Annotated in this window: 4 protein-coding genes; 2 read left to right on the top strand and 2 right to left on the bottom strand. The window is 75.0% G+C overall.

The features are described 5' to 3' along the window. Positions 1-130: 130 nt before the first annotated feature. Positions 131-568 (top strand): DUF7144 family membrane protein, encoded by a 438-nt coding sequence (locus SSBG_RS12795; protein WP_037871409.1) that lies wholly within the window; start codon positions 131-133, stop codon positions 566-568. Positions 569-632: 64 nt separating this feature from the next. Here SSBG_RS12795 and SSBG_RS34600 read toward each other — a convergent pair whose 3' ends face one another. Both SSBG_RS34600 and mshD read right to left on the bottom strand, forming a co-directional pair. Continuing rightward, a complete protein-coding gene (locus SSBG_RS34600; RefSeq protein ID WP_008746557.1) occupies positions 633-1,799 on the bottom strand; it encodes a hypothetical protein in 1,167 nt (388 codons plus the stop codon). Positions 1,800-2,056: 257 nt separating this feature from the next. Then, positions 2,057-3,007 carry a mycothiol synthase gene (gene mshD / locus SSBG_RS12785; RefSeq protein ID WP_008746556.1) on the bottom strand — a complete coding sequence of 317 codons (951 nt, stop codon included), beginning with the start codon at positions 3,005-3,007 and terminating at the stop codon, positions 2,057-2,059. A gap of 237 nt (positions 3,008-3,244) precedes the next feature. On the opposite strand from mshD, the gene SSBG_RS12780 reads away from it, so the two are divergent. Then, positions 3,245-4,180: a winged helix-turn-helix domain-containing protein gene (locus tag SSBG_RS12780; RefSeq protein ID WP_008746555.1), complete on the top strand. Its 936-nt coding sequence runs from the start codon at positions 3,245-3,247 to the stop codon at positions 4,178-4,180. The last annotated feature ends 341 nt before the right edge of the window (positions 4,181-4,521 follow it).

The following is a 4,521-nucleotide window of genomic DNA, read 5'->3' as shown; positions in this document are numbered from 1 at the left end:
TCCGACCCGGCCGCCCCGCCCCGCCCGTTTTCGCGGACCCGTGCCGGTCCGAGTGGTGCGGTGCGGGGGCCGGGCGGATGGTGGGGGTCCGGGGGCGGGGGGTTCCGTGGACGAGCGGACGGAGAAGACCATGGCGTATTCGGGGCAGGCGCCCGGCCGGGCGGACGAGAACGCTCCCGGCGGGCGGCCGGAGAGCCCGTGGGCGGTGGGCGGCACGGTGTTCGCCGCCGTGCTGCTCTTCGTCAACGGGGTGCTGGACATCCTGCGGGGCATCAGCGTCATCGCGGCCGACGACATCTGCACGCGCGTCAACGACTACGTCTTCCGCTGGACCACGACGGGCTGGGGCTGGGTCCTCCTCATCATCGGCATCGTCACGGCTCTCACCGGTCTCGGCCTCTTCCGCGGCGCGTTGTGGGCCCGCGTGACCGGCGTCCTCGTCGCCTCCGCCGGGATCGTCGCCAACTTCCTCTGGCTGCCGTACTTCCCCCTCTGGGCGCTCATCTCCATGGCCCTCAACGCCTGGGTGATCTGGGCACTGACGGCGCAGCGGGCGAGGACCCACTAGGCGGGCGGCGGCGGGAGTCGCCGGGCGGGGACGGTGGACGCGGGAGGCCGGCGGCCCCGCCGCGCTACCGCCTCCCGCAGCGGACGCGCAGCTCGGTGAGGACCGCCGCCTCCTCCGGGGACGCGGGGCCGTCCACCGCGGCCACCGCCTCGGCGGCGGTCACGAGGCCGCTCAGGTCCCCGGTCAACGCCTCCAGACGCCGCCACACCTCGGCGGGCTCGATCTCGACCAGCCGGGCCAGCTCTTCGTCGGTGACCTGGTGCCGCTCGCGCACCGCGCGCGTCAGGTGGCGCATCAGCAGCTTCTTGTCGTCGCTCGGCGGCCCGGGCTTCGCCGCCATGACGAGCCAGGCCACCCACGGCAGGGCGCCCGGGTGCAGGGTCCGCTCGCTCAGCCTCCCGGCGAGTTCCCGGACGCGGGCCTCGTTGCGGAAGACCTCGCGCGCGTGGCGTCCCGTGATCAGCGTCGTCCACCGGTTCAGCACCACGGCGAGCGGGACGCCCACGACGGGGATGCCGATCTTGATCACGTTGCGTTGCAGGAGGTGCCGCCCGACGACGGGCAGGCTCCTCCCCACCGCCAGCGCCGACTTGGAGTAGTAGCGCTTGATCAGCCGCCGGGTCAGGGCGGGCGCGGCCTTGAGCAGCCCTTCCCTGACGCTCTCCCCGCCCTTGATCGTGAAGGCCACGCGGACGAGCTTCCACATGTCCTCGGGGTCGTCCAGGTCGACCGGGACGCGGTAGAGGACGGCGATGTCGTGCGCCAGGCGGAGCTGGAGCCGGGTGGTGTAGGCGATGTCGACCATCGCCGTCGTGACCGCGGCGGGGACGGTCGCGGGCGAGGCGCCGCCGAGGCTGCCGAGGGTGGCGGCGACGGTGGCGGTGTACGCCCCGGCGGAGAGCCCGCCTTCGAGGGCCGCGTAGCGGGCGGCCAGCTTGATGCGCGCGTCCACGACGGCGTCCGGCGGGACGCCCTCGTACCGCTCCTGGAAGTACTGCCAATCGGCTGTCCGCGCGTACGAGTTCAGCGCGTGGGACAGCAGTTTGGTGAACCAGTGACCGGACTTGATGTCGTCGGCGCGGAGTCCCTTGACGAACTCCCGCAGCTCGGCGCGCTCTTCCTCGACGGCCTCCCGGTCGGCCTCGTCGTTCTCCGCCGCGCCACCCGCCGCGCTCCCCGCGCCGACGGTGTCCTCGGCGCCGCCGTCGGCGCTTCTCGGATTCTTGAACACGGTGCGTTCCCCCCACCACTCGGCCCCCGCGCGATTATGCCGTTCCGGTGGGGGAACGGGAGGGGATTCGGGGAGGGGATGTGCGCGAGGTGCGAGGAGGGGGCCCGGAGGCGAGACAAGGCGCTCGCCTCCGGGACGGACACCGGTCCGCCGGTCCGCCGGTCCCGCGCGACGCCGCTCCCGCGCGACGCCGCTCCCGTGCGACGCCGGTCCCGTGCGACGCCGGTCCCGCGCGACCTCGCTCCGCGTGCGGCAACTCAGTTCTCGGTGCGGTACATCAGGTCGGTCTCGTACGTCGTGAAGCCCAGCCGCTCGTAGACCGTCACGGCGGGGACGTTGTCCGCGTCCACGTAGAGCATCCCGGTCGGCAGGCCGCGGGCCGCGAGGTGGCGCAGGCCGGTCGTGGTGAGGGCGCGGCCCAGGCCGCCGCCCTGGGCGCCCGGGCGGACACCGACCACGTACACCTCGCCCAGCTCCTCCGCCGCGTGGACCTTCGTCCAGTGGAAGCCGACCAGCTCGCCGCCGTCCTCGCGCACCGCGAGGAAGAAGCCCTCCGGGTCGAACCACGGCTCCGCCTCGCGGTCGGCGAGATCACGCCGCGTCATGCCGCCCTGCTCGGGGTGGTGCGCGAACGCGGCGGCGTTCAGCTCCAGCCACGCCTCCTCGTCCTGCCCCGGCACGAAGGCACGCACCGCGATCCCCCGCGGCCACACCGGCTCGGGCAGGTCGAGCCCGGTGAGCGGACGGCGAAGCTGCCGCAGCTCGCGGAAGAGCCGCAGCCCGAGCACCTGGGCGAGGTGCCGGGCGGCCGGGTGCCCGCCGTGCGCCCAGATCCGCAGCCGCCGCCGGGTGAGCCGCAGCAGCTCCTGCCCGAGCGCCCTGCCGTGGCCCCGCGCGCGCAGCCCGGGCGCGACGAGGAGTTCGGCGGCGGGCGACTCGACGGGGTCGGAGCCGTCGAGCTGCGCGTAGCCGGCGAGGGTGCCGTCCGGCAGGCGCAGCAGTACGTGCCGTACGCCGGGACGCTCGCCGCCGCGCAGGTGCAGGCGGCCCTGCTCGGAGACGGCGTACTGGCCGTCCTCGCGCGCGCCCGCCGCGATCAGCTCGCCGACCGCGGCGGCCCCGGCCTCGTCCAGGACGTCGAGGACCTCGATACGGCGCGGGGGGACGGGGGCGGCGGGCCCGGTGGAGGTGTTCGCTTCGCTGCTCATGCTGCGAGCGTACGAGTACGGGGCGGGGTGACGCCCGCACCACCCCCGCCGCGACCAACCGTCCATTTGGCGACCAAGCCCGCCCATCCGCCTCCGTTTGGTCGCGCGGAATGACCAGCGAACCAGCAACTCCCTCAACTTGGTGTGAAGTTGTAGGGTGAGCTTATGAGTGCGGACCGTGCCCGCGGCGCGAGCGCTCCGCACGAGGGCACCCGGCCGCGGCGGAGCCACCGCGAGGTGGCCGACGAGCTGCGCACCCGGATCAGGACCGGTGTGCTGCGTCCCGGCGACCGGATGCCCACGCAGGCCCGGCTCGCCACCGAGTTCGGCGTCGAGCGCGGCACCGTGCGCGAGGCCCTGCGCATCCTGCGCGCCGAGCACCTCCTCACCCACGCCACCCGGGGCGCGCCCCCCGCCGTCGCCGACCCGCCCGCGCGCGGGCCCGGCGGCCCCGGCGAGGTCCCGCGCTCCACGACCGCCGCGCTCGGCCCCCGTATCGCGGCGGCCTTCGAGCAGCCGCACGTCGAGATCCGCGCGCTGTGCCTCACCTCCGTCTCGCTCACCCTCGCCATGGGCGAGCCGCTGCGCCAGATCCACGCGGGCGAGCTGAAACCGGACCGTATCGACCTGCGCGTCCTCCTCCCCGACCGCGACATCGGGCTCGCCTTCCCGGCCCCGGTGGAGCGGACCGCCCCGGCGGGGCCCGCCGCCGCCCGGGGGGCGGGCCCCGCCGCGCAGGAGCCGGGCTCCGGTGCGTACGGGCCGGGCTCCACCGCGTACGGAGCGGGTCCCGCCGCCCGTGAGGCCGTGCACCGCCACTGGCTCGCGCAGCGCAACGCGCAGGGCAGGGTCCTCGCCCACAACCTCCTCGCGCTGCGCTCCTCGCACGGCATGGACGTCCACGTCGAGTACCGCGCCATCCCCTTCACGCCGCCCGTGAAGCTCTACCTCCTCAACGAGGAGGAGGCGCTCTTCGCGTACTACACCCTGGCGCGGCGCGGCGCCGACTACGGCAGCACGCACGTCGAGACCTTCGACGCCGAGGGCACGGAGGCGGTGCTCTTCGCCTTCGGCCAGGACGGCGGCCCGCGCGACGCCGCCTTCGTCGGCCAGTCCGCCGCCTGGTTCGACGGGCTGTGGAACACGATCAGCGCGCCGTTGCGGCTCACGTGAGGGGCGGGAGGGGGCGTGGGTGCGGGGGCGCGGGTGCGGTGGCGGGTACGGGAGTCGCGGGTCCGGGGGCGTGGGTACGGGAGTCGCGGGTCCGGGGCGCGGGTCCGGCGCGGAGTTGGCGGAAAGAAGGTCCTGGTTGCGGGGCCGTTGTGCGCGGTTGGCCCGTACTTTCCTCGCATCTCCCGACAACTCCCCTGAGGTGGCATGAAGTTGTACGGTGATGAGGTGAGCGAGGAGAACGCCGTCGAGCCCCCGGCACCGGCCCCGGACCCCGGCCGGACCACCGGAGGCGGCTTCGCCGCACCGGTACCCGCGCACGCCCCCGCGCGCCCCCTTCCCGG

Source organism: Streptomyces sp. SPB074 (genome assembly GCF_000154905.1).
In the GTDB taxonomy this organism is placed as follows: domain Bacteria; phylum Actinomycetota; class Actinomycetes; order Streptomycetales; family Streptomycetaceae; genus Streptomyces.
The sequence above is the reverse complement of the archived record's forward strand: the minus strand, read 5'-3'. Positions and strand labels throughout refer to the sequence as shown.

Excerpts from the sequence above, each read along its gene's own strand:
- mshD (WP_008746556.1), bottom strand. The coding sequence starts at position 3,007 with ATGAGCAGCGAAGCGAACACCTCCACCGGGCCCGCCGCCCCCGTCCCC.
- SSBG_RS12795 (WP_037871409.1), top strand. The coding sequence starts at position 131 with ATGGCGTATTCGGGGCAGGCGCCCGGCCGGGCGGACGAGAACGCTCCC.